The sequence below is a fragment of the Paraburkholderia sp. A1RI_3L genome, from assembly GCF_048957895.1.
Classification (GTDB): Bacteria; Pseudomonadota; Gammaproteobacteria; order Burkholderiales; family Burkholderiaceae; genus Paraburkholderia; species Paraburkholderia kururiensis.
Genome location: NZ_JARCHA010000001.1, coordinates 486216 through 510666, shown reverse-complemented (window position 1 = coordinate 510666; position 24451 = coordinate 486216). Strand labels below are relative to the sequence as shown.

General features: G+C 62.8%; 21 protein-coding genes. 20 read left to right on the top strand and 1 reads right to left on the bottom strand.

Annotation, left to right across the window (positions count from 1 at the left end; translation table 11 throughout):
* Positions 1 to 362: 362 nt before the first annotated feature.
* The 20 genes from PXJ20_RS02470 to PXJ20_RS02375 all read left to right on the top strand — a co-directional run bounded on the left by PXJ20_RS02470 (position 363) and on the right by PXJ20_RS02375 (position 23059).
* The gene (locus PXJ20_RS02470; protein ID WP_421030105.1) at positions 363 to 1529 is read left to right on the top strand and encodes an ABC transporter substrate-binding protein; all 1167 of its coding nucleotides are present in this window, start codon (positions 363 to 365) and stop codon (positions 1527 to 1529) included.
* Positions 1530 to 1754: 225 nt separating this feature from the next.
* Complete coding sequence (locus PXJ20_RS02465; RefSeq protein WP_199544449.1) at positions 1755 to 2918, top strand: ABC transporter substrate-binding protein; 1164 nt, start codon at positions 1755 to 1757, stop codon at positions 2916 to 2918.
* 354 nt (positions 2919 to 3272) lie between these two features.
* On the top strand, positions 3273 to 4328 hold the full coding sequence (locus tag PXJ20_RS02460; protein WP_199544451.1) for a branched-chain amino acid ABC transporter permease: 1056 nt from the start codon (positions 3273 to 3275) through the stop codon (positions 4326 to 4328).
* Positions 4329 to 4332: 4 nt separating this feature from the next.
* Positions 4333 to 6117 carry an ABC transporter permease subunit gene (locus tag PXJ20_RS02455; RefSeq protein WP_017772255.1) on the top strand — a complete coding sequence of 595 codons (1785 nt, stop codon included), beginning with the start codon at positions 4333 to 4335 and terminating at the stop codon, positions 6115 to 6117.
* A complete protein-coding gene (locus PXJ20_RS02450) occupies positions 6117 to 6884 on the top strand; it encodes an ABC transporter ATP-binding protein (protein WP_126879002.1) in 768 nt (255 codons plus the stop codon). The genes PXJ20_RS02455 and PXJ20_RS02450 overlap by 1 nt, the downstream gene beginning before the upstream one ends.
* A 226-nt stretch (positions 6885 to 7110) precedes the next feature.
* On the top strand, positions 7111 to 9072 hold the full coding sequence (mnmG, locus tag PXJ20_RS02445) for a tRNA uridine-5-carboxymethylaminomethyl(34) synthesis enzyme MnmG (protein ID WP_421030104.1): 1962 nt from the start codon (positions 7111 to 7113) through the stop codon (positions 9070 to 9072).
* Positions 9069 to 9818, top strand: a complete 750-nt coding sequence (rsmG, locus tag PXJ20_RS02440; protein WP_421030103.1) for a 16S rRNA (guanine(527)-N(7))-methyltransferase RsmG — start codon at positions 9069 to 9071, stop codon at positions 9816 to 9818. The genes mnmG and rsmG overlap by 4 nt, the downstream gene beginning before the upstream one ends.
* 152 nt (positions 9819 to 9970) lie before the next feature.
* Positions 9971 to 10741, top strand: a complete 771-nt coding sequence (locus PXJ20_RS02435; protein WP_017772251.1) for a ParA family protein — start codon at positions 9971 to 9973, stop codon at positions 10739 to 10741.
* A 38-nt stretch (positions 10742 to 10779) separates the two neighbouring features.
* Positions 10780 to 11670: a ParB/RepB/Spo0J family partition protein gene (locus tag PXJ20_RS02430; RefSeq protein WP_126878981.1), complete on the top strand. Its 891-nt coding sequence runs from the start codon at positions 10780 to 10782 to the stop codon at positions 11668 to 11670.
* Positions 11671 to 11765: 95 nt separating this feature from the next.
* Entirely contained in the window at positions 11766 to 12872 is a 1107-nt protein-coding gene (locus PXJ20_RS02425) for an SLC13 family permease (RefSeq protein ID WP_421030960.1), read from the top strand.
* A 394-nt stretch (positions 12873 to 13266) separates the two neighbouring features.
* On the top strand, positions 13267 to 13836 hold the full coding sequence (locus tag PXJ20_RS02420) for an ATP synthase subunit I (protein ID WP_411829033.1): 570 nt from the start codon (positions 13267 to 13269) through the stop codon (positions 13834 to 13836).
* Between the two features lie 214 nt (positions 13837 to 14050).
* Positions 14051 to 14902: a F0F1 ATP synthase subunit A gene (gene atpB, locus PXJ20_RS02415; protein ID WP_017772247.1), complete on the top strand. Its 852-nt coding sequence runs from the start codon at positions 14051 to 14053 to the stop codon at positions 14900 to 14902.
* A gap of 77 nt (positions 14903 to 14979) precedes the next feature.
* Positions 14980 to 15249 carry a F0F1 ATP synthase subunit C gene (atpE, locus tag PXJ20_RS02410; RefSeq protein WP_007180033.1) on the top strand — a complete coding sequence of 90 codons (270 nt, stop codon included), beginning with the start codon at positions 14980 to 14982 and terminating at the stop codon, positions 15247 to 15249.
* 140 nt (positions 15250 to 15389) lie between these two features.
* Positions 15390 to 15860 (top strand): F0F1 ATP synthase subunit B, encoded by a 471-nt coding sequence (locus tag PXJ20_RS02405; RefSeq protein WP_017772246.1) that lies wholly within the window; start codon positions 15390 to 15392, stop codon positions 15858 to 15860.
* A 2-nt stretch (positions 15861 to 15862) separates the two neighbouring features.
* Positions 15863 to 16402, top strand: a complete 540-nt coding sequence (locus PXJ20_RS02400) for a F0F1 ATP synthase subunit delta (protein WP_017772245.1) — start codon at positions 15863 to 15865, stop codon at positions 16400 to 16402.
* 48 nt (positions 16403 to 16450) lie between these two features.
* The gene (gene atpA, locus PXJ20_RS02395) at positions 16451 to 17992 is read left to right on the top strand and encodes a F0F1 ATP synthase subunit alpha (RefSeq protein WP_017772244.1); all 1542 of its coding nucleotides are present in this window, start codon (positions 16451 to 16453) and stop codon (positions 17990 to 17992) included.
* 94 nt (positions 17993 to 18086) lie between these two features.
* Positions 18087 to 18971, top strand: a complete 885-nt coding sequence (gene atpG, locus PXJ20_RS02390) for a F0F1 ATP synthase subunit gamma (protein ID WP_026120934.1) — start codon at positions 18087 to 18089, stop codon at positions 18969 to 18971.
* A gap of 106 nt (positions 18972 to 19077) precedes the next feature.
* Positions 19078 to 20472: a F0F1 ATP synthase subunit beta gene (gene atpD, locus PXJ20_RS02385; protein ID WP_026120933.1), complete on the top strand. Its 1395-nt coding sequence runs from the start codon at positions 19078 to 19080 to the stop codon at positions 20470 to 20472.
* Positions 20473 to 20644: 172 nt separating this feature from the next.
* Positions 20645 to 21070 (top strand): F0F1 ATP synthase subunit epsilon, encoded by a 426-nt coding sequence (locus tag PXJ20_RS02380; protein ID WP_017772241.1) that lies wholly within the window; start codon positions 20645 to 20647, stop codon positions 21068 to 21070.
* A gap of 243 nt (positions 21071 to 21313) precedes the next feature.
* On the top strand, positions 21314 to 23059 hold the full coding sequence (locus tag PXJ20_RS02375; protein WP_421030102.1) for an AMP-binding protein: 1746 nt from the start codon (positions 21314 to 21316) through the stop codon (positions 23057 to 23059).
* Between the two features lie 523 nt (positions 23060 to 23582).
* On the opposite strand, the gene PXJ20_RS02370 is transcribed toward PXJ20_RS02375, so the two are convergent.
* A complete protein-coding gene (locus PXJ20_RS02370) occupies positions 23583 to 24335 on the bottom strand; it encodes a transporter substrate-binding domain-containing protein (RefSeq protein ID WP_051061918.1) in 753 nt (250 codons plus the stop codon).
* Positions 24336 to 24451: the final 116 nt, after the last annotated feature.

The following is a 24451-nucleotide window of genomic DNA, read 5'->3' as shown; positions in this document are numbered from 1 at the left end:
CAGCGCTTTTTATATTGGTTTTTCCATCCGCGTGCTTCATCCGCTGGTTTTCCCGTTATTTCCCTTCACGGCCTGAAACGGCTGCCCGTTTTTCTCTTCCTGCCCGAACTTCGGAAACAGCCTCTGGCACACAAGCCGCGGGTTTTTTCTCATTTGTCTGACGCCTGCAAATGCTTGCCGCATATGGCTTGCGTCCGCTACACTCGCCATTCGCCGACCGCCTGGTCGGCATTTATGTGCCGTTAAAACAACTGGTCGGCGCGGTATTTCCCGCGGTGAGGCGGCGCCATTTGGCCCACCGCATCCAGGCGGTTTTCGGGCGAATTTCAATCGAATAAGCAGGAAAAAAGCGAGGAGCGTCAATGTTGGCGGCAGTGCGGTGGATAAGCGCGGCGTGCGCGGTGGCGGGAGCGGGGGCCATGCTGGCGGGGACGGCGTGGGCGGATGTGAAGATCGGCGTCACGGTGTCTGCCACGGGTCCGGCGGCGTCGCTCGGCATTCCGGAGAAGAACACGGTCCAGTTGCTGCCGAAGGAAATTGCCGGCCAGAAGATCGACTACATCGTGCTGGACGATGCCACCGATCCCACTCAGGCCGTGCGCAATGCACGCAAGCTCACGAGCGAAGATCACGTGGATGCGTTGATCGGTTCCACTGTCGTGCCGAACTCGCTTGCGATGATCGACGTTGCTGCCGAAACGTCCACGCCGATGATCTCGATGGCCGCGGCGGCCTCCATCGTCGAGCCCATGGACGCGAAGCGCGCGTGGGTCTTCAAGACGCCGCAGAACGACATTCTGATGGCCACCGCCATCGCCCAGCACATGGCCGACCACGGCGTGAAGACGGTCGCGTTCATCGGCTTCTCGGACGCGTATGGCGAGAGCTGGTACAAGGAGTTCGGCAAGATCGCCGAACTCAAGAAGATTCGCATCGTGGCGAACGAGCGGTTCGCACGCAACGACACGTCCGTCACCGGGCAGGTGCTGCGGATGATGTCGCAGAACCCCGACGCCGTGTTGATCGCCGGCGCCGGCACGCCCGCCGCCTTGCCGCAGAAGACGCTCAAGGAGCGCGGCTACAAAGGCCGCTACTACCAGACGCACGGCGTGGCCAACAACGACTTCCTGCGCGTGTGCGGCAAGGATTGCGAGGGTACGTACCTGCCCGCGGGCCCGCTGCTCGTGGCCGAACAGTTGCCGGCGTCGAACCCGGCGAAGAAGGCGGCGTTGACGTACAAGGCGGCCTATGAAAGCGCCTGGGGTGCCGGGTCGATCTCGACCTTCGGCGGTCATGCCTGGGATGCGGGGCTGCTGCTGCAACGCGCGGTGCCCATTGCGCTCAAGCAGGGGCAGCCGGGCACGAAAGCGTTTCGCGAAGGGCTGCGCGCGGCGCTGGAGAGCACGAAAGACCTTCCCGCGTCACATGGCATCTTCAACATGAGTGCCACCGACCACGCGGGTCTCGACCAGCGGGCGCGCGTGATGGTTCAGATCGTGGGCGGCAAGTGGAAGCTCGCAGGCGACTGAGGCAGGGGCAACCACAGACAGACTCTTTCGAACAAAGGCGCGGACAAGTGGACGCGCCTTTTTTGTTGTTCGCGCCGCGCGCATGAAGCGGCGCTCGCCGTAGATGCACCCGACAGGGAAAACCATGTGTCCACATGGGCGGACCCCGTCACTACACTCAGAAGCCGGCCGCGTCGCGAAGGGCCGGGACGATACGAAACAAGAGACAAGCGTTTGGAGACACAGATGAAAACGAGGACACAGTGGGTAGGGGCGACGCTCGCAGCGGCCGCACTCTTCAGCGCGAGCAGCGCGTTCGCGCAGGTGAAGATTGGCGTCACGCTGTCGGCGACGGGGCCGGCGGCATCGCTCGGCATTCCCGAGAAGAACACCATCGAGTTGTTGCCGAAGGAGATTGGCGGCAAGACCGTGCAGTACATCGTGCTCGACGACGCATCCGACACGAGCCACGCCGTGCAGAACACGCACAAGCTGATCGACGAAGACCACGTGGACGCGATCATTGGTTCCACGGTCACGCCTAACTCGCTCGCGATGATCGACGTGGTGTCGCAAGCGAAGACGCCAATGATCTCGATGGCTGCCTCGGCCGCCATCGTTTCGCCGATGGACGCCAAGCGCGCGTGGGTCTTCAAGACGCCGCAGAACGACAGCCTCATGGCCGACGCAATCGCCCAGTACATGGAGCAGCACGGCGTGAAGACGGTGGGCTTCATCGGCTTCTCCGACGCGTACGGCGAGAGCTGGTACACGGTGTTCAACGCGGCGGCCGGCGCGCGTCATCTGAAGGTGGTGGGCAACGAGCGCTATAACCGGACCGATGCATCGGTCACGGGCCAGGTGCTCAAGCTGATGGCGGCCAACCCCGATGCGGTGCTGATCGCGGGCTCGGGTACGCCAGCGGCGCTGCCGGCGAAGACGCTCAAGGAGCGCGGCTACAAGGGCGCCATCTACCAGACGCATGGCGTTGCGAACAACGACTTCCTGCGCGTCTGCGGCAAAGACTGCGAAGGCGAACTGCTGCCCGCAGGGCCGATTCTCGTCGCCGACCAGTTGCCCGATTCGAACCCGGTGAAGAAGTCCTCCGAGGCCTACAAGAACGCGTATGAGAAGGCCTATGGCGCGGGTTCGGTCTCGACGTTCGGTGGCCACGCATGGGACGCCGGCCAGATGCTGCAGCGGGCCATTCCCGAGGCGCTGAAGACGGCGCAGCCCGGTACCGTCGAGTTCCGTGAGGCGCTGCGCAGCGCGCTCGAAAGCCTCAAGGATCTGCCGGTGGCGCACGGCATCATGAACATGACGTCGGCGGATCACAACGGCCTCGACGAACGTGCCCGCGTGATCGTGCAGATCTCCGGCGGCAAGTGGAAGCTGCAGCAGGGCAAGTAAGCGGCTTCGGATCAGCGAGATCGGCAACATCGGCAGCACTTCGGGGACGCGCGCATGGGCGGAGCGTTGCGCGCGTCCTGCTTCTCGCGGGCGGCGATGCGGGCAAGCGCGTGTGTGAGTGTGTCGCTCGCGTAGGGCGCCATGCCCTGCCGCGGTCGCCGTTGCGATTCGTCGTTGTGATCGGCACGCTCCATCATCCAGCGTGACGCGCCATGCGTGGCGCACGTGTCGCCGCCAGGTCGTTCTGTTCGAGCACAATGGCGCCTTGGCCGCGCGTTCATCACGCCTTGCTGCGCGTCCACCCCATCTACGCATCCCCGATTCAGGCATTCCAGAAAGACACGAAGAGGAAGTATGGATCTATCAATTGCGGCGATCCTCGCGCAAGACGGCATCACGACCGGCGCCATTTACGCGCTGCTCGCGCTCGCACTGGTGCTGGTGTTTTCCGTCACGCGGGTGATCTTCATTCCGCAGGGCGAGTTCGTTTCGTACGGCGCACTCACGCTCGCCGCGCTGCAGACACAGAAGTTTCCCGCCACGTGCTGGCTCTTGATGGCGATGGGTGCGGCGTGTTTCGTCGTTGAGATGCTCGGCCTCGTGCGGCATCCCGAGCGACGTACGCAGCTCGCGCGTACGCTCGTGACACTCGCCGGCAAGTACCTCTTGTTTCCCGTTGCCGTCTACGCAATCACGCGCGGCACATTCGGCATGCAGTTGCCGATGCTCGCGCAGATTGCGTTGACGCTCGCCATCGTGGTGCCGATGGGCCCGTTCGTGTATCGCCTCGCGTACGAACCGATTGCCGAGGCGACTACCTTGTTGCTGCTGATCGTCGCGGTGGCCGTGCACTTCGCCATGGTTGGCCTCGGGCTCGTGATGTTCGGCGCCGAAGGGTCGCGCACCAACGCGTTTTCGGACGCTACGTTCAACGTGGGTTCGCTCTCGGTTACGGGCCAGAGCTTGTGGGTGATCGGCACCGCGATCGTGCTGATCGTCGGGCTGTACGTCTATTTCGATCGCACGGTGTCGGGCAAGGCGCTGCGGGCGACTTCGGTGAACCGGCTCGGCGCGCGGCTTGTCGGCATCGGCACCACGCAGGCGGGCCGCCTCGCGTTCACGCTCGCTGCCGGGCTGGGCGCGCTATGCGGCATCCTGGTCGCACCGCTCACCACCATCTACTACGACTCGGGCTTCCTGATTGGCTTGAAGGGATTCGTGGGGGCGATCATCGGTGGGCTCGTGAGTTATCCCGTGGCGGCGGCGGGTTCGGTGCTCGTCGGGCTGCTCGAATCGTATTCGTCGTTCTGGGCCAGTGCCTACAAGGAAGTCATTGTGTTCACGCTGATCATTCCCGTGTTGCTGTGGCGCAGTCTGGCGAGCCCGCACACCGAAGAAGAGGAGGAGTGACGCGATGAAACGCATGATTCGCAACCGCTTCTTCTGGCTGTTTCTTGCTGTGATGTTTGCACTTCCGGTGCTGCCGCATCCGCTGCGGGTGCCGGAGTACTGGATCACGCTGCTCAACTACATTGGTCTCTACGCGATCGTGGCGATCGGGCTCGTGCTGCTCACGGGCATCGGCGGCATGACGAGCTTCGGGCAGGCGGCGTTCGTGGGCGTGGGCGCGTATGCGACCGCGTATCTCACGACGCAGTTCGGCGTGTCGCCGTGGCTCGCGCTCATCGCCGGTGTCGTGCTCACGGCGCTTATTGCGCTCGTGCTGGGCGCTGTGACGATGCGCCTTTCCGGCCACTTTCTGCCGCTCGGCACCATCGCCTGGGGTCTCGCGCTGTTCTTCCTGTTCGGCAACATGGAGATGCTCGGCAAGTACGACGGCATCAACGGCATTCCGGTGCTGAACGTGTTCGGCATCGATCTGGAGTCGGGGCGGCACATCTACTACCTGATCTGGGTGGTGGTGCTGGCGTCCGTGGTGTCTGTTCAGAATCTGCTTAACAGCCGGCCGGGCCGGGCGATTCGTGCGCTGCGAGGCGGCGGCGCCATGGCCGAGGCGATGGGCGTGAACACGGCGTGGATGCGCGTCGTGATCTTCGTGTATGCCGCCGTGCTCGCTGCCGTGTCGGGGTTCCTCTACGCGCACTTGCAGCGGGCAGTGAATCCCACGCCGTTTGGGCTCAATCACGGCATCGAGTACCTGTTCATGGCTGTGGTGGGCGGCGTGTCGCACGTTTGGGGCGCCGTGCTGGGCGCGGCCATCCTCACGTTGTTGCAGGACTGGCTGCAGACGCTGCTGCCGAGGCTGCTGGGTGAGAACGGCAATTTCGAGGTCATCGTCTTCGGTGTGCTGATGGTGCTGCTGCTCCAGTACGCGCGGCACGGCGTGTGGCCGTACGTGGCGCGGCTCTTCCCGCGCGGTCCGCGCGCTCACGTTCCCGATCACGCGGAGCCGTTGCCGCAGCGCAGCAAACCGGAGCCGGGCGAATTGCTGCTCACCGTCAATAAGGCGCGCAAGCAGTTCGGCGGGCTCGTGGCGGTGAACGACGTGAGTTTCGAGGTGAAGGCAGGGCAGATTGTCGGGCTGATCGGCCCGAACGGCGCCGGGAAGTCGACCACGTTCAATCTCGTCACTGGCGTGCTGCAGCCCACGGCAGGCCAGATCACCTTCCGCGGCGAACGGATCGATGCGCTGAGTTCACGTGAAATCGTGAGGCGCGGCATCGGGCGCACTTTCCAGCACGTCAAGCTGCTGCCAGGCATGACGGTGCTGGAGAACGTCGCCATAGGCGCGCATCTGCGTGGCCATGCCGGCGTGTGGCGCAGCATTGCGCGGCTCAATGCTGCGGAAGAGGCGCGGCTGATGAACGAGGCCGCAAGGCAGCTTCGCCGGGTGGGCCTCGAGCGGCACATGTACGACGAGGCTGGGAGCCTCGCGTTGGGCCAGCAGCGCGTGCTCGAGATCGCGCGGGCGCTGTGCTGCGATCCGACGCTGCTGCTGCTCGACGAACCAGCGGCCGGCCTGCGATATCAGGAAAAGCAGCAGCTGGCCGCGCTGCTGCGCAAGCTCAAGGAAGAGGGCATGAGCGTGCTGCTCGTCGAGCACGACATGGACTTCGTGATGAACCTCACCGACCGGCTGGTGGTGATGGAATTCGGCACGCGCATCGCGGAAGGACTGCCCGCGGACGTGCAGAAGGATCCGGCGGTGCTCGAAGCGTATCTGGGCGGGGTGGAATGATGGCGGTGAAGAATGGAGCGGGCGCTGTGCCGGTGCTGGAAGTCGATGGGCTGTCCGCGCGGTACGGCAAGGTGGAGGCGCTGCATCGGGCCGCGATCAAGGTGGGCGCGGGGCAGATTGTGTCCGTGATCGGCCCGAACGGCGCCGGCAAGTCAACACTGCTCAACGCGATCATGGGCGCGCTGCCGACGGGCGGTCACGCGAGTGGACACGTGCGCTACCTGGGCGAAGAGGTGGGCGCGCTGGCGATCGAAAAGCGTGTCGCCCGGGGGATGTGCCTCGTGCCGGAGAAGCGGGAACTGTTCGCGTCGATGTCCGTTGAGGACAATCTCCTGCTGGGTGCCTATCGCCGCAAGCGGGCGGGGGAAAAGGCATGGCTCGATCAGCTCGAACCGGTCTTCACGCTGTTTCCGAGGCTGAAGGAACGTCGGCGGCAGGCGGCCGGTACGCTGTCCGGCGGTGAGCGTCAGATGCTGGCGGTGGGTCGCGCGCTGATGGGAAAGCCGGATCTGCTGATGCTCGATGAGCCGAGTCTCGGCCTGGCCCCGCTGATCGTGAAGGAGATTTTTCACATCATCAGCGCGCTGCGGCAGACCGGTGTAGCGACCTTGCTGATCGAACAAAATGCGCGTGCCGCGCTCCAGATCTCGGATTATGGGTACGTGCTGGAGACGGGCGAAATGGCGCTCGAAGGCCGGGCCAATGAGCTTGCGCAGAATCCGCAGGTGATCGAGACATATCTGGGGCTGACGAGGAAGGCGGCTTAGCAGTTGTCGACTGCGGTTCATTCGCCGCGCTGAGAGCAGCGGCGCCCTGTGGGCGCATCGAGAGGGTGTTTCATGTTTCACGTGAAACACCCTCTTTTTTCGTCCGCGGCCTGCCTTTTGGAAGGGAACCAAATTCGGACCTGAACGGCCGAAAACGCTAACCCGCTATAATTCGCGCATACCCATTTTCTCGAAAGGCTCACGCAGATTCATGCGTGGGATCACCATGCTTTATCCAACAGAATTCGACGTCATCGTCGTCGGCGGCGGTCATGCCGGCACGGAGGCCGCGCTTGCCGCTGCCCGCATGGGCGTCAAGACGCTCCTGCTGACGCACAACATCGAAACGCTCGGGCAGATGAGCTGCAATCCGTCGATTGGCGGCATCGGCAAGGGCCATCTCGTGAAAGAGGTGGATGCGCTGGGCGGCGCGATGGCCGCGGCGACGGACGAGGGCGGCATCCAGTTCCGCATTCTCAATTCCTCGAAGGGGCCTGCGGTGCGTGCCACGCGTGCGCAGGCGGATCGGCTGCTGTACAAGCAGGCCATTCGTCGACGCCTCGAAAATCAGCCGAATCTTTGGCTGTTCCAGCAGGCCGTTGAAGATTTGATGGTGGAGGGCGACCGCGTCGTGGGCGCCGTGACGCAGGTTGGCCTTCGGTTCCGCGCGCGCGCCGTCGTGCTGACGGCTGGGACGTTCCTGGATGGGAAGATTCACGTCGGGCTCAACAACTACACTGGTGGACGCGCCGGCGATCCGGCGGCTGTCACGCTGTCGGCGCGACTTAAAGAGCTAAAGCTGCCGCAAGGGCGGCTCAAGACCGGCACGCCGCCGCGCATCGACGGGCGGACGATCGATTTCTCGAAGCTCGAGGAGCAGCCCGGCGACCTCGATCCGATACCGGTGTTCTCGTTCCTTGGCCGTGCGGAGCAGCATCCGCGGCAGGTGCCGTGCTGGGTGACGCATACGAATGCGCAGACGCATGACATCATTCGCGGCGGCCTGGACCGTTCACCGATGTACACCGGGGTGATCGAAGGCGTGGGCCCGCGTTATTGCCCGTCCATCGAAGACAAGATTCATCGCTTCGCGTCGAAGGAGTCGCATCAGATCTTCCTGGAGCCCGAAGGGCTGACGACGAACGAGTTCTACCCCAATGGCATTTCGACAAGTCTGCCGTTCGACGTGCAGCTTGAACTAGTGCGCTCCATGCGTGGGTTGGAGCACGCGCATATCCTGCGGCCTGGCTACGCAATCGAGTACGACTACTTCGATCCGCGTGGGTTGAAGGCGTCGCTGGAAACCAAGGTGATCAGCGGCCTGTTCTTTGCGGGTCAGATCAATGGCACGACCGGATATGAAGAAGCGGCCGCGCAAGGGTTGCTGGCTGGCGTCAATGCCGGTTTGCAGGTGCAAGGCAAAGACGCGTGGTGCCCGCGCCGAGACCAGGCTTATCTCGGCGTGCTCGTGGATGACCTCGTTACGCGCGGCGTGTCGGAGCCGTATCGCATGTTCACGAGTCGGGCGGAGTATCGCCTGAGCCTGCGGGAAGACAACGCCGACATGCGGCTCACCGAGATCGGCCGTGAGCTGGGTGTCGTCGACGACGCGCGTTGGGACGCTTTTAGTCGCAAGCGCGACGCTGTTTCACGTGAAACAGAGCGGCTGCGGACAACCTGGGTGAACCCGAAGACTCTTTCCGCCGAAGAGGCGACTGCGCTGCTCGGCAAGCCGATCGATCGCGAGTACAACCTCGCCGATCTGCTGCGTCGCCCGGGTGTGAGCTACGACGGCGTGTGCGGTCTGCAAGACGGCGCGTGTCGACCGGAAACGTCGCTTGCCGACGACGAGGTACTGCTCGCACAGATCAAGGAGCAGATCGAGATCGGCATCAAATATCAGGGCTACATCGATCGGCAGGCCGACGAGATCGAGCGTAATGGCGCGCACGAGAACACCCGGCTGCCTGAAGGCATCGATTACGCCGAAGTGCGTGGCCTCTCGTTCGAGGCCCGCCAGAAGCTGAATCAGTTCCGTCCCGAGACCATCGGGCAGGCCTCGCGCATTTCGGGCATTACGCCGGCTGCGATTTCGCTGCTCATGGTTCATTTGAAGCGCGGCTTGGGTCGACGCCGCCAGGCGGCGGGCGAGCAGGGCAACGACAGCGGCACGTCGGTGGCCCAATGACGGGCCGCCACGGACGCCTTTCTTCCGTTGTCGATCGTGAAGCGCTCGCCGCCATGCTGGAGGAAGGCGCGGATCGACTGCGTATCGACCTGACGGACGCGCAGCGAGCGGCGCTGCTCGATTATGTCGCGCTGCTCGCAAAGTGGAACGCCGTCTACAACCTGACGGCGATTCGCGATCCGCGCCAGATGCTGATCCAGCATGTGCTCGATTCGCTCGCCATCGTGCCGCACCTCGCGCCCGAGTTGCCGCGCGACAGCGCCGTGTCTGTGCTGGACGTTGGTTCCGGCGGCGGGTTGCCGGGAATCGTGCTCGCTATCGCGCTGCCGCAGTGGTCCATTACGCTGAATGACATCGTCCACAAGAAGACGGCCTTTCAGTCGCAGGCCAAGGCCGAACTTGGTCTCACCAATCTTTCTGTCGTGACTGGCCGTGTCGAGTCGCTTCGTCCCGGCATCGAAGTGCCGGGAAAATTCGACGTGATCGTCTCGCGTGCATTCGCAGAACTCACGGATTTCGTTACACTTGCCCGCAACCTTGTTTCCGATCGCGGTGCGATCTGGGCTATGAAGGGCGTGCGGCCCGATGCCGAGATCGCTCGCCTGCCAGCCGGCTCGCGCGCGACCCAGGTCGTGCGTCTCGACGTGCCGTTTCTGGACGCTGAGCGGCATCTTGTCGAGGTACGGGTCGATGCGGGCGGCATGGCGCCAATGAGCGTGAGCGGAAAGACTGAAGATGGCAGTTGAAGAAAGAAAAAGGGGTGATTTGCCATAAGAAGGCCGGGGATGGCGGCTGTTAGGCACCGCCACTACCAGGCTTCGCAGCAATCGGACGAGAAACAGCGACACCCAGGCAGCATTCACGCAGCAAACCAGCAGTAAACAGGGACACACAAACGATGGCAAAAATCTTCTGCGTGGCGAACCAGAAGGGCGGAGTCGGGAAGACGACGACAACAGTGAATCTTGCCGCGAGCCTCGCAGCGCAGGGACAGCGGGTTCTGCTCATCGACCTGGACCCGCAGGGCAACGCCACCATGGGTAGCGGCATCGACAAGGCCGCCTGCGAAAACACGGTGTACGAGGTGCTGGTTGATGGCGTTTCGGTGGCCGACGCCCGTGTGCGTCCCGCGGCGGTTACGTACGACGTGTTGCCCGCCAACCGCGAGCTGGCCGGCGCGGAAGTGGAGCTCGTGACGGTCGAAAACCGTGAACGTCAGTTGAAGCAGGCGCTCGCGAACGTCGAGCACGAGTACGACTTCGTGCTCATCGATTGCCCGCCCGCGCTCTCGCTGCTGACGCTGAACGGACTGTGCGCGGCGCACGGTGTGGTCATCCCCATGCAGTGCGAGTACTTCGCGCTGGAAGGCCTCTCCGACCTCGTCAACACCATCAAACAGGTTCACGCGAACCTGAATCGGGATTTGAAGGTCATCGGCTTGCTGCGCGTGATGTTCGATCCACGCATCACGTTGCAGCAGCAGGTTTCCGACCAGTTGAAGGAACACTTCGGCGACAAGGTGTTCGACGCCGTGATCCCGCGCAACGTGCGGCTTGCCGAGGCGCCCAGCTACGGGCTGCCGGGTGTGGTGTTCGACAGCGCATCGCGCGGCGCGCAGGCGTACGTACAGTTCGGCGCGGAAATGATTGAGCGGGTGCGCGCACTATGACGCGCGGCCTTTCACCCAAAGCGGAGCGGGGAAGCACCATGAACGCAGTAGCAAGGAAGAAGGGACTGGGCCGCGGACTCGAAGCGCTGCTAGGCGGCAGCGCCGACATCACCGAGGCCGTGAAGATCGAGGGCGCGCCGAACACGCTGCCGCTTGCGAAGCTTCAGCCTGGCAAGTACCAGCCGCGCACACGAATGGACGAGGGTGCACTGCAGGAGCTTGCCGCCAGTATCCGCGCGCAGGGCCTGATGCAGCCGATCCTCGTGCGTCCGGTTGCAGTGGACAAGTTCGAGATCATCGCGGGCGAGCGGCGCTTCCGTGCGGCGCGCCTTGCAGGCCTCGACGAAGTGCCGGTGCTCGTGAAGGACGTGCCGGACCAGGCCGCCGCCGCAATGGCGCTGATCGAAAACATCCAGCGCGAAGACCTGAATCCGCTCGAAGAGGCGCAGGGTATCCAGCGCCTGCTCGACGAATTCAATTTCACGCACGAGCAGGCGGCCGAATCGGTGGGACGTTCGCGTAGCGCGGTGTCGAACCTGCTGCGTCTGCTGAATCTCGCCGCGCCAGTGCAGACCATGCTGTTGGCCGGCGATCTCGACATGGGCCACGCGCGCGCGCTGCTTGCCGTGGACGCCGCAACCCAGATCGCGCTCGCCAACCAGGTGGTGAACAAGCGGATGTCCGTGCGCGAGACCGAAAAGCTCGTGACGGCGACCACCAAGGCCGCGCCCGCCGTGAAGGCGCGTGCCAATCATGACGGTGGGCGCGACACGCGGCGTCTCGAGGAAGAGCTGTCTGACCTGCTCGCGTCGACCGTCAAGATCAAGCTGGGACGCCGCGGTCGTGGTCAGGTGACCATCGACTTCGGCGATCTCGACTCGCTCGAAGGCATTCTCGCGCGCCTGCGCGGGAACATGGCCGCCGCTTGAGGCGGTCTCCTGTCCGGCTGTCCAAAACGCCGCCCATCTCAGGTCGTTCCACCGTGCCAGTTTCCGAACCTACCGCGAAGACGCGGGGCGGCCCCGTGGGTGCCGCTCTTGCACTTGCCGCCAAAGAGCCGGTCCTCGCGATCCTCGTGATCGCGCTTGCCGCGCTGCAACTTTTCCATCCTCGTGAATGGGCGTCGCTGCCAGGCCTGATCGACTGGCAGACCGTGCTCACGCTGACGGGGCTGCTGATTCTCACAAAGGCCGTCGAATACTCAGGATTCCTGATGTGGCTCGCGCATCGCGTGGTGCATCACATCCACTCCGAACGCGCGCTCGCGTTTCTGCTGATCGCGCTTGCGGCCGCACTCTCGACGCTGCTCACCAACGACGTCGCCCTTTTCGTCGTCGTGCCGCTCGTGCTGTCGCTGAACCGGCTGACGCCGTTGCCCGTGCGGCGGCTCGTGATCTACATCGCGCTCGCGGTCAATGCTGGGTCGATCCTCACTCCGCTTGGCAATCCGCAGAACCTCTTTCTCTGGCAGACGAGCGGCGTGTCGTTCGGCCGCTTCGTGATGGCGCTCGCGCCACTGTGCGCCGTCCTGATGACGATGCTCTTTGTGCTCACGGCAGTGGGGTTTCGCGCCAAGCCGCTCGATCTGTCGACGGATGTGGAGCCTCACGCCGTGGACCGGCGCGTCGCCGGCGTGGCCGCCGTGCTGTTTGTGGCGTTCGTGCTGCTGGCGGACGCGCATCGCGCCGGCATCGCACTCGCCGGCGTGGCAGCGGGCTTCCTGTTCTGGCGCCCGCGCGTGGTGCTGAAGATCGACTGGCTGTTGCTGCTCATCTTCGTGCTGATGTTCATTGTGCTGCGCAGCGCGGCCGCGCTGCCGTGGGTGCACGACGCGATCGGACGCATCGGGCTTGGCACGCCACTGCGCGCTTATGTCGCAGGGGCGGTGCTGTCGCAGGGAATCAGCAATGTGCCCGCCGCGATCATGCTGGCCGAGTTCACCAAAGATTGGCGCGCGCTCGCGTTCGGTGTGAGCGTGGGCGGTTTCGGCATCGCCATCGGCTCGCTCGCGAATCTGATTGCCGTGCGCCTTTCCGGCGAGCGCGGCATGTGGCTGCCGTTTCATCTCGTTTCTGTGCCGTTCTGGCTGGTGAGCGCAGTACTGGGTGGCTGGCTGCTGTTGCAGTTTTGAGGCGGGCAGATTGCCGGGACCGCGCACCGGCGTTGCCTGCGGGCCCGCGAACGTCTCTTATCGAAAACGCTGCGATCGACCCCGACCCATCGCGATTTCCCATGCAGCCAGCATGGGCGACGACGTTGCATAGAGTCCCAGGCAGGCGCCTGGGACGACGTCTTGCGACCGGTTGGCGAGCTGTTGACAGAGTCCCTTACAGTTGCCGCCGAGCCCCTGTTTTGAGGCTGCTTTTTCGCATCATGAAGCCTCGTTTCACGGGTTTATTGAACGACCTAAAATCTTGAATTGGCTGCAACTATCGCTTACAATCGCCCGGATTTATTTGGTAGGCAGCCACGTAAGCGCAGCGTAAGCGGGCGGGCTAAAACTCTGGACTTTTGCGGACATGGCGATGGCGGCTCACAGGCCAGAAGGAAGGCCGGGCCAAGCGTTGAACGGGCCGGGCGGAAAGAATTTTCCTGGCGGCACGCAAGACGGACCAAGCGCAGATTCCGCGTCCGGGCGCACCGATTACAACGCGCAGTGGGATGCCGACCAGCAGGATAACAACAACATCGTTCCGCTCACGCGGATCGAAGCCGAAAAGCTGTTCGGTCCCAATGTGAGTCGCCCATCGCGCGTCACGCCCTTCCGGGTTGTGGCTGCGCAAGTGGTTTTGTCCCTGGTTGCTACGCTGGTGTGGTGGCTGTTCTACAAGCCGCCGGGCGCTGCTGCGCTGTCAGCCTTCCTGGGGGGAGCGATTTGCTGGGTCCCGGGTGCACTGTTCGCCGCGCGGCTGAAGACGCCGGGCGCGGGTGCCACGGTGATGAACTGGATGCTCGGCGAAGCGTTCAAGATGGGCGCGACCATCGCGATGTTCGTTGCCATCGCGTTTTGGTATCGCGACGTGCAGTGGGTTCCGCTGCTCGTGACCTACCTGATCGCGCTAAAGACGTACTGGATTGCGCTCGCATGGCGTTGAGCGTGAAGCGCACCGTGGCGCGGATAACCGCGACGCAATGCGCAGCAGAAGAGACAACAGGCCGGCGCCTCACGTTGCGGCGGCCATGAGGAGCGCGGGCCGGCCGGTGTGGTCAACATGACCCGCACGGTCCGCGGCGGCGCGCTTTCGTCACACATGTACGGACGAAAGCGGCCGGAAAACGATTTTCGACAATTTGGGTGGCGTTAATAATATGGCAGCTAGCGAAGGCACGCGCGCTCTGGATCCGTCCGAGTACATTGCGCACCACTTGCAGAACTTTTCCACCTCGCACCAGACGTCGATCTTCGACCTTCACGTCTGGAATCTGGACACGCTGTTCTGGTCCATTCTGTGCGGCCTCGTCACGATCCTGATCCTGCGTCTTGCTGCGCGCAAGGCGACGTCCGGCGTTCCGGGCCGCTTCCAGTGCGCCGTCGAAATGCTGGTTGAAATGGTCGAGGATCAATCGAAGGCGATGATCCACGGCAACCGCAAATTCATCGCACCGCTCGCGCTGACCGTGTTCGTCTGGGTCGCGCTCATGAACTCCCTCGACTTCATTCCCGTCGACCTGCCGGGCCGTGTGATCGGCTGGCTGGGTCTGTCGGACGTCATCACGCACCACCGCATCGTGCCGACCGCCGACCTCAACGGCACCATCGGCATCGCGCTCGGCGTGTTCGTGCTGATGATCTATTACAACCTCAAGATCAAGGGCGCCGGCGGCTTCATCCACGAACTCGTCTCCGCTCCGTTCGGCTCGCATCCGCTGCTGTGGATTCCGAACCTTGCACTGAACATCATCGAGTTCGTCGCGAAGACGGTTTCGCTCGGCATGCGGCTGTTCGGCAACATGTACGCGGGTGAACTGCTGTTCCTGCTGATTGCCCTGCTCGGCAGCATCTGGACCTTCGGCGCGGACACGACGGTGCTTGGCTTCATCGGCCACGTGATCGCCGGCAGCGTGTGGGCCATCTTCCACATCCTGATCGTGCTGCTGCAGGCGTTCATTTTCATGATGCTGACGCTGGTGTACATCGGCCAGGCACACGACTCGCACTAACGCGCGCGTCAGAACCGCTTTGAGTTTCAGTTAATTTCCAAATCCCAGTTCCCAAGAACTTTCAACAAGGAGTGATCATGCAAGCTTTCATCGCCAACATCCAGGGTCTGACCGCCATCGGTATCGGCATCATCATCGGCCTGGGTGCAATCGGCGCCTGTATCGGTATCGGCCTGATGGGCGGCAAGTACATCGAAGCCTGCGCCCGCCAGCCTGAACTGATGAACCCGCTGCAGACGAAGATGTTCCTGCTGGCTGGTCTGATCGACGCGGCGTTCCTGATTGGCGTTGGTGTGGCAATGCTGTTTGCGTTCGCGAACCCCCTGCTCTCGAAGCTCGCAGGCTAAGGTTCCCCGGAAAGTTGCGCCTCGTCTATAACAGGGATGAGGCGCAGGGCGGAACGGGTGCCGGGGCGCTGATCGAGTTCGCATCGATGAGCGCCTTGCCGTTTCAATTCCCTGAAAAACGCAACGTTTAAGGAAACACCGTGAATCTCAACGCAACCTTGTTTGCGCAAATGGTCGTGTTCCTGATCCTCGCGTGGTTCACGATGAAGTTCGTGTGGCCGCCGCTGATCAACGCCCTCGACGAGCGCTCGAAGAAGATCGCCGACGGCCTCGCGGCCGCCGAGAAGGGCAAACACGAACTCGAAGCAGCGCACAAGCGCGTCGGCGAAGAACTCGCTGTGGCGCGCAACGAGGGTCAGCAACGTATCGCCGAAGCGGAAAAGCGCGCTGTCGTGGTCGCCGACGAAATCAAGGCGCAGGCCCAGGCCGAAGCCGCACGCATCGTCGCGCAGGCCAAGGCGGATGCCGAGCAGCAAGTCGTGAAGGCGCGCGAAACGCTGCGTGCCGAAGTGGCCGCACTCGCCGTGAAGGGCGCCGAGCAGATCCTGAAGCGCGAGATCGACCAGACGGCTCACGCCGAACTGCTCAATCAACTCAAAGCCGAGCTCTGATCATGGCCGAACTTGCAACCGTTGCCCGCCCGTATGCGGAAGCGCTGTTCGGCGTGGCCGAAGCTGGTGACATCGCCGCCTGGTCCACGCTCGTAGAGGAGCTGGCACAGGTTGCGCGTCTGCCCGAAGTGCTGTCGATCGCATCGAGCCCGAAAGTTGGCCGTCAGCAGGTGAGCGAGCTGCTGCTCAGCGCGGTGAAGTCGCCGCTGAAGGACAGCCCGCAGGCGAAGAATTTCGTGCAGATGCTCGTCGACAACCATCGGCTGCAGTTGTTGCCGGAAATCGCGCAGCAGTTCGAAGAGTTGAAGAACGCCCGTGAAGGCGCGGCGGATGTGCTGATCGTCAGCGCTTTTCCGCTCGAGGGCGAGCCGTTGAACCAGCTGGTCGCCAGCCTCGAACGCAAGTTCCAACGCAAGCTGAAGCCCACCGTAGAAGTCGATTCGTCGCTGATCGGCGGCGTGCGCGTTACGGTCGGTGACGAAGTGCTCGATACCTCGGTCCGCGCGCGGCTCGCCCGCATGCAGACGGCTCTTACCGCCTGACGCGCATGCCCGCTGGCACGCAACAGAATTGATTATCAGGAGCGAATAATGCAACTCAATCCCTCTGAGATCAGCGAGCTGATCAAGAGCCGGATCCAGGGCCTTGAAGCGAGCGCGGACGTTCGCAACCAGGGCACCGTGATTTCCGTGACCGACGGTATCGTGCGCATCCACGGCCTGTCGGACGTGATGCAGGGCGAAATGCTCGAATTCCCGGGCAACACCTTCGGCCTCGCACTGAACCTCGAGCGCGACTCGGTCGGCGCGGTGATTCTGGGCGAGTACGAGCACATCTCGGAAGGCGACATCGTCAAGACGACGGGCCGCATTCTCGAAGTGCCGGTGGGTCCGGAGCTGATCGGCCGCGTGGTCGACGCCCTCGGCAACCCCATCGACGGCAAAGGCCCGATCAACGCGAAGCTGACCGACGCGGTCGAAAAGATCGCCCCGGGCGTGATCTGGCGTAAGTCGGTGTCGCAACCGGTGCAAACGGGTCTGAAGTCGATCGACTCGATGGTGCCGATCGGCCGCGGCCAGCGTGAGCTGATCATCGGCGACCGCCAGACCGGCAAGACGGCGGTGGCTGTCGACGCGATCATCAACCAGAAGGGCAAGGACCTGATCTGTATCTACGTCGCGATCGGCCAGAAGGCTTCGTCGATCATGAACGTGGTGCGCAAGCTCGAAGAAACGGGCGCACTCGAATACACGATCGTGGTCGCCGCGTCGGCTTCGGAATCGGCAGCGATGCAATACCTCGCGCCGTACTCGGGCTGCACGATGGGCGAATACTTCCGCGACCGCGGCCAGGACGCGCTGATCATTTACGACGACTTGACCAAGCAAGCCTGGGCGTATCGTCAGATCTCGCTGCTGCTGCGCCGCCCGCCGGGCCGTGAAGCTTACCCGGGCGACGTGTTCTATCTGCACTCGCGTCTGCTCGAGCGTGCCGCTCGCGTCTCGGAAGAGTACGTCGAGAAGTTCACGAACGGCGAAGTGAAGGGCAAGAGCGGCTCGCTCACGGCACTGCCCGTGATCGAAACGCAAGCCGGCGACGTGACCGCGTTCGTTCCGACGAACGTGATCTCGATTACGGACGGCCAGATCTTCCTCGAAACCGACCTCTTCAACGCAGGTATCCGCCCCGCCATTAACGCCGGCGTGTCGGTGTCGCGCGTGGGTGGTGCGGCGCAGACGAAGGTCGTGAAGAAGCTCTCCGGCGGTATTCGTACCGACCTCGCGCAGTATCGTGAACTCGCCGCGTTCGCGCAGTTCGCGTCGGACCTCGACGAAGCAACCCGCAAGCAGCTGGAGCGCGGCCGCCGCGTGACGGAACTGCTCAAGCAGCCGCAATACCTGCCGCTGCAGGTGTGGGAACTGGCTGTGTCGCTGTTCGCCGCGAACAACGGCTACCTCGACGACCTCGAAGTGAAGGACGTGCTGGCCTTCGAAAAGGGCCTGCGCGAATTCCTGAAGACGAGCCATGCCGACCTCGTGAAGCGTATCGAGGACACGAAGGACCTGTCGAAGGACGACGAGAGCGCGCTGCATGCCGCGATCAAGGACTTCAAGAAGTCCGGCGCATATTGATCCCCTGTCCGCGAGTCATCAACGATAAACGGACCTGGAGGCGCAGTGGGCGGCACGCAAGTGCACCCGCCGCGCTTCGATCAAGGAGCAAGCAATGGCTGGAATGAAGGAAATTCGCGGCAAGATCAAGAGCGTGCAAAACACGCGCAAGATCACGAAGGCGATGGAGATGGTGGCCGCGTCCAAGATGCGCCGCGCTCAGGAGCGCATGCGCGCTGCTCGCCCGTATGCCGACAAGGTCCGCGACATCGCTGCGCACATGAGCAGCGCGAACCCCGAGTATCGTCATCCGTTCATGGTGGCCAACACCGGGGCGAAGACGGCGGGCGTGATTCTCGTCACGACGGACAAGGGTCTGTGCGGCGGCATGAACACGAACGTGCTGCGTGCCACGCTGAACAAGTTCAAGGAACTCGAAGGCGAAGGCAAGTCGATCGAGGCAACGGCGATCGGTAGCAAGGGTCTCGGTTTTCTGAACCGTATCCGCGCGAAGGTGGTGTCGAACGTCGTGCAGATGGGCGACACGCCGCACCTCGAAAAGCTGATCGGCGCGGTGAAGGTGCAGCTCGACCAGTATTCGGAAGGCAAGATCTCGGCGGTGTATCTCGCGTACACGCGCTTTGTCAACACGATGAAGCAAGAGCCGGTGATCGAGCAACTGCTGCCGTTGTCGGCCGAGCGCTTCGAAAGCAGGGAAGGCGACGGTACGACGCCGAAGACTTCGTGGGACTACATCTACGAGCCGGACCCGCAGGCCGTGGTGGACGAACTGCTGGTGCGCTACGTCGAAGCGCTCGTCTACCAGGCCGTGGCCGAAAACATGGCTTCGGAGCAGTCGGCGCGGATGGTGGCGATGAAGGCTGCTTCGGACAACGCGAAGACCGTGATCAACGAACTGCAGCTCTCGTACAACAAGAGCCGTCAGGCCGCGATTACGAAGGAACTGTCGGAAATCGTGAGCGGCGCGGCGGCAGTCTGACCGCGACGGTGCGGCCAGACAGGCGCGAGACGAAACGTCCCCGTAGCCGGGCGCTCGAGATGGCGCCCTAGCGCGAGTGAAGAATCAGGTATCTAAAGGAAAAGCGATGAGTACAACTGCTTTGGTAGAAGGCAAGATCGTACAGTGCATCGGCGCGGTGATCGACGTGGAGTTCCCGCGTGAGCACATGCCGAAGGTCTACGACGCCCTCATTCTGGAAGGCACGGAGCTGACGCTGGAAGTGCAGCAGCAGCTGGGCGACGGCGTTGTGCGTACGATCTGTCTGGGTGCATCGGACGGTCTGCGCCGCGGCATCATGGTCAAGAACACCGGCCACCCGATCTCGGTGCCGGTCGGCAAGCCGACGCTCGGCCGCATCATGGACGTGCTCGGCCGTCCGATCGACGAAGCCGGCCCGATCGAAAGCGAACACAAGCGCTCGATCCACCAGAAGGCTCCGGCGTTCGACGAACTGGCGCCTTCCACGGAACTGCTCGAAACCGGCATCAAGGTTATCGACCTGATCTGCCCGTTCGCGAAGGGCGGCAAGGTGGGGCTGTTCGGCGGTGCGGGCGTGGGCAAGACCGTGAACATGATGGAGCTCATCAACAACATCGCGAAGGAACACGGCGGTTACTCCGTGTTCGCGGGCGTGGGCGAGCGTACCCGTGAAGGGAACGACTTCTACCACGAAATGAAGGACTCCAACGTTCTGGACAAGGTCGCGCTGGTGTACGGCCAGATGAACGAGCCGCCGGGCAACCGTCTGCGTGTGGCGCTGACCGGTCTGACGATGGCCGAGCACTTCCGCGACGAAGGCCGCGACGTGCTGTTCTTCGTCGACAACATCTACCGTTTCACGCTGGCCGGTACGGAAGTGTCGGCACTGCTGGGCCGGATGCCGTCGGCGGTGGGTTATCAGCCGACGCTGGCTGAAGAAATGGGCAAGCTGCAAGAACGCATCACGTCGACCAAGACGGGCTCGATTACCTCGGTGCAAGCTGTGTACGTGCCTGCGGACGACTTGACCGACCCGTCGCCTGCTACGACCTTCGGCCACCTGGACGCAACGGTCGTGCTTTCGCGTGACATCGCGTCGCTCGGTATCTACCCCGCCGTGGACCCGCTCGATTCGACCTCGCGTCAGATCGACCCGAACGTGATTGGCGAAGAGCACTACACGATCACGCGCGGCGTGCAGCAAACGCTGCAGCGCTACAAGGAACTGCGCGACATCATCGCGATTCTGGGCATGGACGAACTGTCGCCGGAAGACAAGCTGTCGGTGGCGCGTGCACGTAAGATCCAGCGTTTCCTGTCGCAGCCGTTCCACGTTGCTGAAGTGTTCACGGGCTCGCCTGGCAAGTACGTGCCGCTGAAGGAAACCATCCGCGGCTTCAAGATGATCGTGGAAGGCGAGTGCGACCACCTGCCGGAGCAGGCGTTCTACATGGTCGGCACGATCGACGAAGCCTTCGAGAAGGCCAAGAAGATCCAGTAACGGTCGGGTGTAACGAAGCAGGGCGCCGCGTGGGTTTTCGTCTCGCCGCAGTCGTACACACGACGCAGCAAAGACGCGGACAACACGTAGCGCCCCGTCCTACGCTCAACCAGCTTTGCATGGACGAGAGTGAGCGCGAGCCGCTCGCACTCGTCGGCAGGAGTCGACACATATGGCAACGATCAAGGTAGACGTCGTCAGCGCGGAAGAGCAGATCTTCTCGGGCCAGGCGAAATTCGTCGCGCTGCCGGGCGAGGCGGGCGAGCTCGGCATTCTGCCGGGCCACACGCCGCTCATCACGCGGATTCGTCCGGGTGCGGTGCGCATCGAGGCTGAGAACGGCGAGGAAGAGTTCGTGTTCGTCGCCGGCGGCATCCTCGAAGTGCAGCCGGGCGCAGTGACGGTGTTGGCCGACACGGCGATTCGCGGCAAGGACCTCGACGAGGCGAAGGCCGAGCAGGCCCGCAAGCGCGCGGAAGAGGCGCTGCAGAACACCGGCTCGAACATCGAGTACGCCACCGCTCAGGCGGAACTTGCGTACGCGACGGCACAGCTCGCTGCGATCCAGCGTCTGCGCAAGCTGCGCGGTCAGCACTGATCGCTCGGCGACGACGGTCAAAGAAAGCAGCCTTCGTGGCTGCTTTTTTTTCGTCCACACTTGACGTTTACGGAAAGGTCAGCAAAATCGAGAGTCCGTCGCCGCTGGCTGGCGGTGACCATCGTCATCGACATGGCCAGGCGCGCTGCGGGTAAGACTTGATGCCGTGGCGTCATCGAGCAGTGGCAGAATCGGTTTCAAATTCATTTCAATAGAGAGCTCACCTCTCACGGAGACATCACCATGGCAACGCAAGCTGCGGGCGGCGACGCGTCCGCATGTATTGAACCGAAAGACGGCCTTTCATACGTGCGCGGCGCAACCGATATTCCGCTTAGCGAGGCGACGATCGCGCAGTTCCTGCTCGACACCGTTGAGCGCTTTCCCGACCGGCCAGCCGTGGTGTTTCGCGAGCAGGACATTCGCTGGACGTGGCGCGAGTTCGCCGACGAGGTGGACGTGCTCGCCGCCGGGCTCGCATCGCTTGGCATCGTGAAGGGCGATCGCGTCGGCATCTGGTCGCCGAACCGCGTCGAATGGCTGCTCACGCAATTCGCCACGGCGCGCATCGGCGCCGTGCTCGTGAACATCAATCCGGCCTATCGGCTGCACGAACTCGAATACGCGCTGAACAAGGTGGGCTGCAAGGCCATCATTTCGGCGGAGCGATTCAAGACGTCGATGTATCTGGAGATGCTGCAGGAGCTTGCCCCCGAACTGGCGAGCGCAACGCCGGGCGACCTGCATGCCGCCCGACTGCCGGACCTGCGCATGGTGATCCGCATGTGCGACACGGAAACGCCCGGCATGCTGACCTTCTCCGATGTGGTGGAGCGCGGCCGCGTGTGGTGCGAGCAGAACGGCAAGGCCACGCTAGACGGCATCGGCGCCACGCTCGACCGGTACGATCCCATCAACATCCAGTTCACCAGCGGCACGACGGGCAATCCGAAGGGCGCCACGCTCACGCATCGCAACGTCGTGAACAACGCGCGTTTTATCGCGATGGCGATGCGACTCACCGAACCGGACGCGCTCTGCATTCCGGTGCCGCTTTATCACTGCTTCGGCATGGTGTTGGCCGTGCTCGCGTGTGTTTCGGTGGGCGCCAACATGGTGTTTCCCGGCGAAGCGTTCGATCCGCGTGCCACGCTGGCTGCTGTTGCCGAAGAACGGTGCACGGCGCTGCATGGCGTACCCACCATGTTCATCGCGGAACTGGATCATCCCGATTTCGCGACGTTCGATCTCTCGCGTCTGCGTACCGGCATCATGGCCGGCTCGCCATGTCCTATCGAGACCATGAAGCGTGTGGTCTCGAAGATGCATCTGAGCGAAATCACCATCGCCTATGGCATGACGGAAACGAGCCCTGTGTCGTTCCAGAGTTCCACGCAAGATCCGCTCGACAAGCGCACGACAACGGTAGGCCGCATCCAGCCGCACCTCGAAGTGAAGATCGTCGATCCGCTGGGCAACATCGTGCCGGTTGGCGACACAGGCGAGCTGTGCACGAAGGGCTATTCCGTGATGCTCGGCTACTGGGGCGACGACGCAAAGACGAAGGAAAGCATCGTGGATGGCTGGATGCACACGGGCGATCTCGCAACGATCGATGCCGAAGGCTACTGCAACATCGTGGGTCGCCTGAAGGACATGGTCATTCGTGGCGGCGAGAACATTTACCCGCGCGAAGTGGAGGAGTTTCTGTTCCGCCATCCGAAGATCCAGACCGTGCAGGTGTTCGGTGTGCCGGATCAGAAGTATGGCGAAGAGCTATGCGCGTGGATCGTGCTGCGCTCGGGAGAGCAGGCCACGCCCGACGAGATTCAGGAGTTCTGCCGTGGTCAGATTGCGCACTACAAGATTCCGAAGTACGTGCGCTTCGTCGATGAACTGCCGATGACGGTGACGGGCAAGATTCAGAAGTTCGTGATGCGCGAGCGCATGATCGACGAACTGCATCTCACGGTGCAGAAGACTGCGTGAAGTTTTCCGGGCGAAGGAAGATGTTCTGGAGCCCGAAAAATGGCAAAAAAAAAGCGGGCCTGGAGCCCGCTAAAAACCACACGCTACGGGGTTAGCGCGAGGAGACCAATGAAGGAGCCGCTCGTGAAGGCCTGCAAGGCCGTGTCACGGCTCCAGCAAGGATGCCCCTGCGAAGGGCTTCGGCTTACGCCGACCGGCCGATGAATCGTGTCCGCTCACACTTACACCTGGCCACATCCGTGTTGAAACCGTTAAAGCGTTGAAGGGCATTGTGGGCGAATTAACCCGGTAGCGCGGTAACAAAGTGTTTCAGGTTGTAACGCCCGCCAGATAAGGCTCTCCGCGATTTTTTTGCCGTCCTTATGACATTTTTCGGTCGAATTTACCGGTATTTTTATCTCTTAATTAGAGGCTCAGAAACACTCGCATTCAGAGCGCATCGCACGCTATGCATACCGCAATCATTGCGCACGATGCGTCGTAAGAAACAGTCAGGAATCGCGCATTCGGGGCGCGGTTACGGTTACTTCAGCCACTTGTCCGAGATCGACTGGTACTCGCCCGTCGCACGCAACAGGTGCAGCCATTGATCGACGTACTGCTGGAAGACCACATCGCCGCGAGGCAGCAACCATGCCTTCTCACCGTACTGGAACGGCTTGTCGGGATGAACGGAGCATAGCCCCGGATTCAGCTTCTGCTGCAAAAGCGTTTCGGACGCGTCGGTCACCATCACATCGGCCTTGCCCGCGAGAATTTGCTTGAAGATCGTGACGTTGTCCGGATACACCGTGAGGTTGGCGTGCGGGAAGAACTGTTTCGCGAAACGTTCGTTCGTGCCGCCCGGGTTGACGATGACGCGTGTCGACGGCCGGTCGATCTGCTCCACCGTCTGGTATCGGCTCACGTCGCTGCATCGCACGATAGGTGCCTTGCCGTCGATCTGATAAGCCTGCGTGAAGAACGCGCGCTTTTGTCTTTCGAGTGTCGTCGAGACACCGCCCACACCCACATCGCACTTCGCGACGAAGTCGTTCATCAGGTTCGACCACGTCGTCTTCACGAACTCCGCCTTCACGCCAAGCGACTTCGCGAGCGATTGCGTCATGTCGATGTCGATGCCTTCGAACTGGCCGTCCGGCCGGTAGTACGAATAGGGCTTGTAGTCGCCGGTGGTGCAGGCGCGCAGCGTGCCGCGCGCGAGAATTTCATCGAGACGCGACGTGGCCTTCGCTTCGTTCTGCGGCGCTGCGGGATTCTGTGCGCAGCCCGCCATGCCGGCGAGCAAGACGCCGGCCAATGTGCTCGATGCGATGCTTGACGCGATAGCGGTGGTCCGATTTCTTCTCATGAGGTCTCCTCGTTTGTGAATGCCCGATGAATCGATGCGGC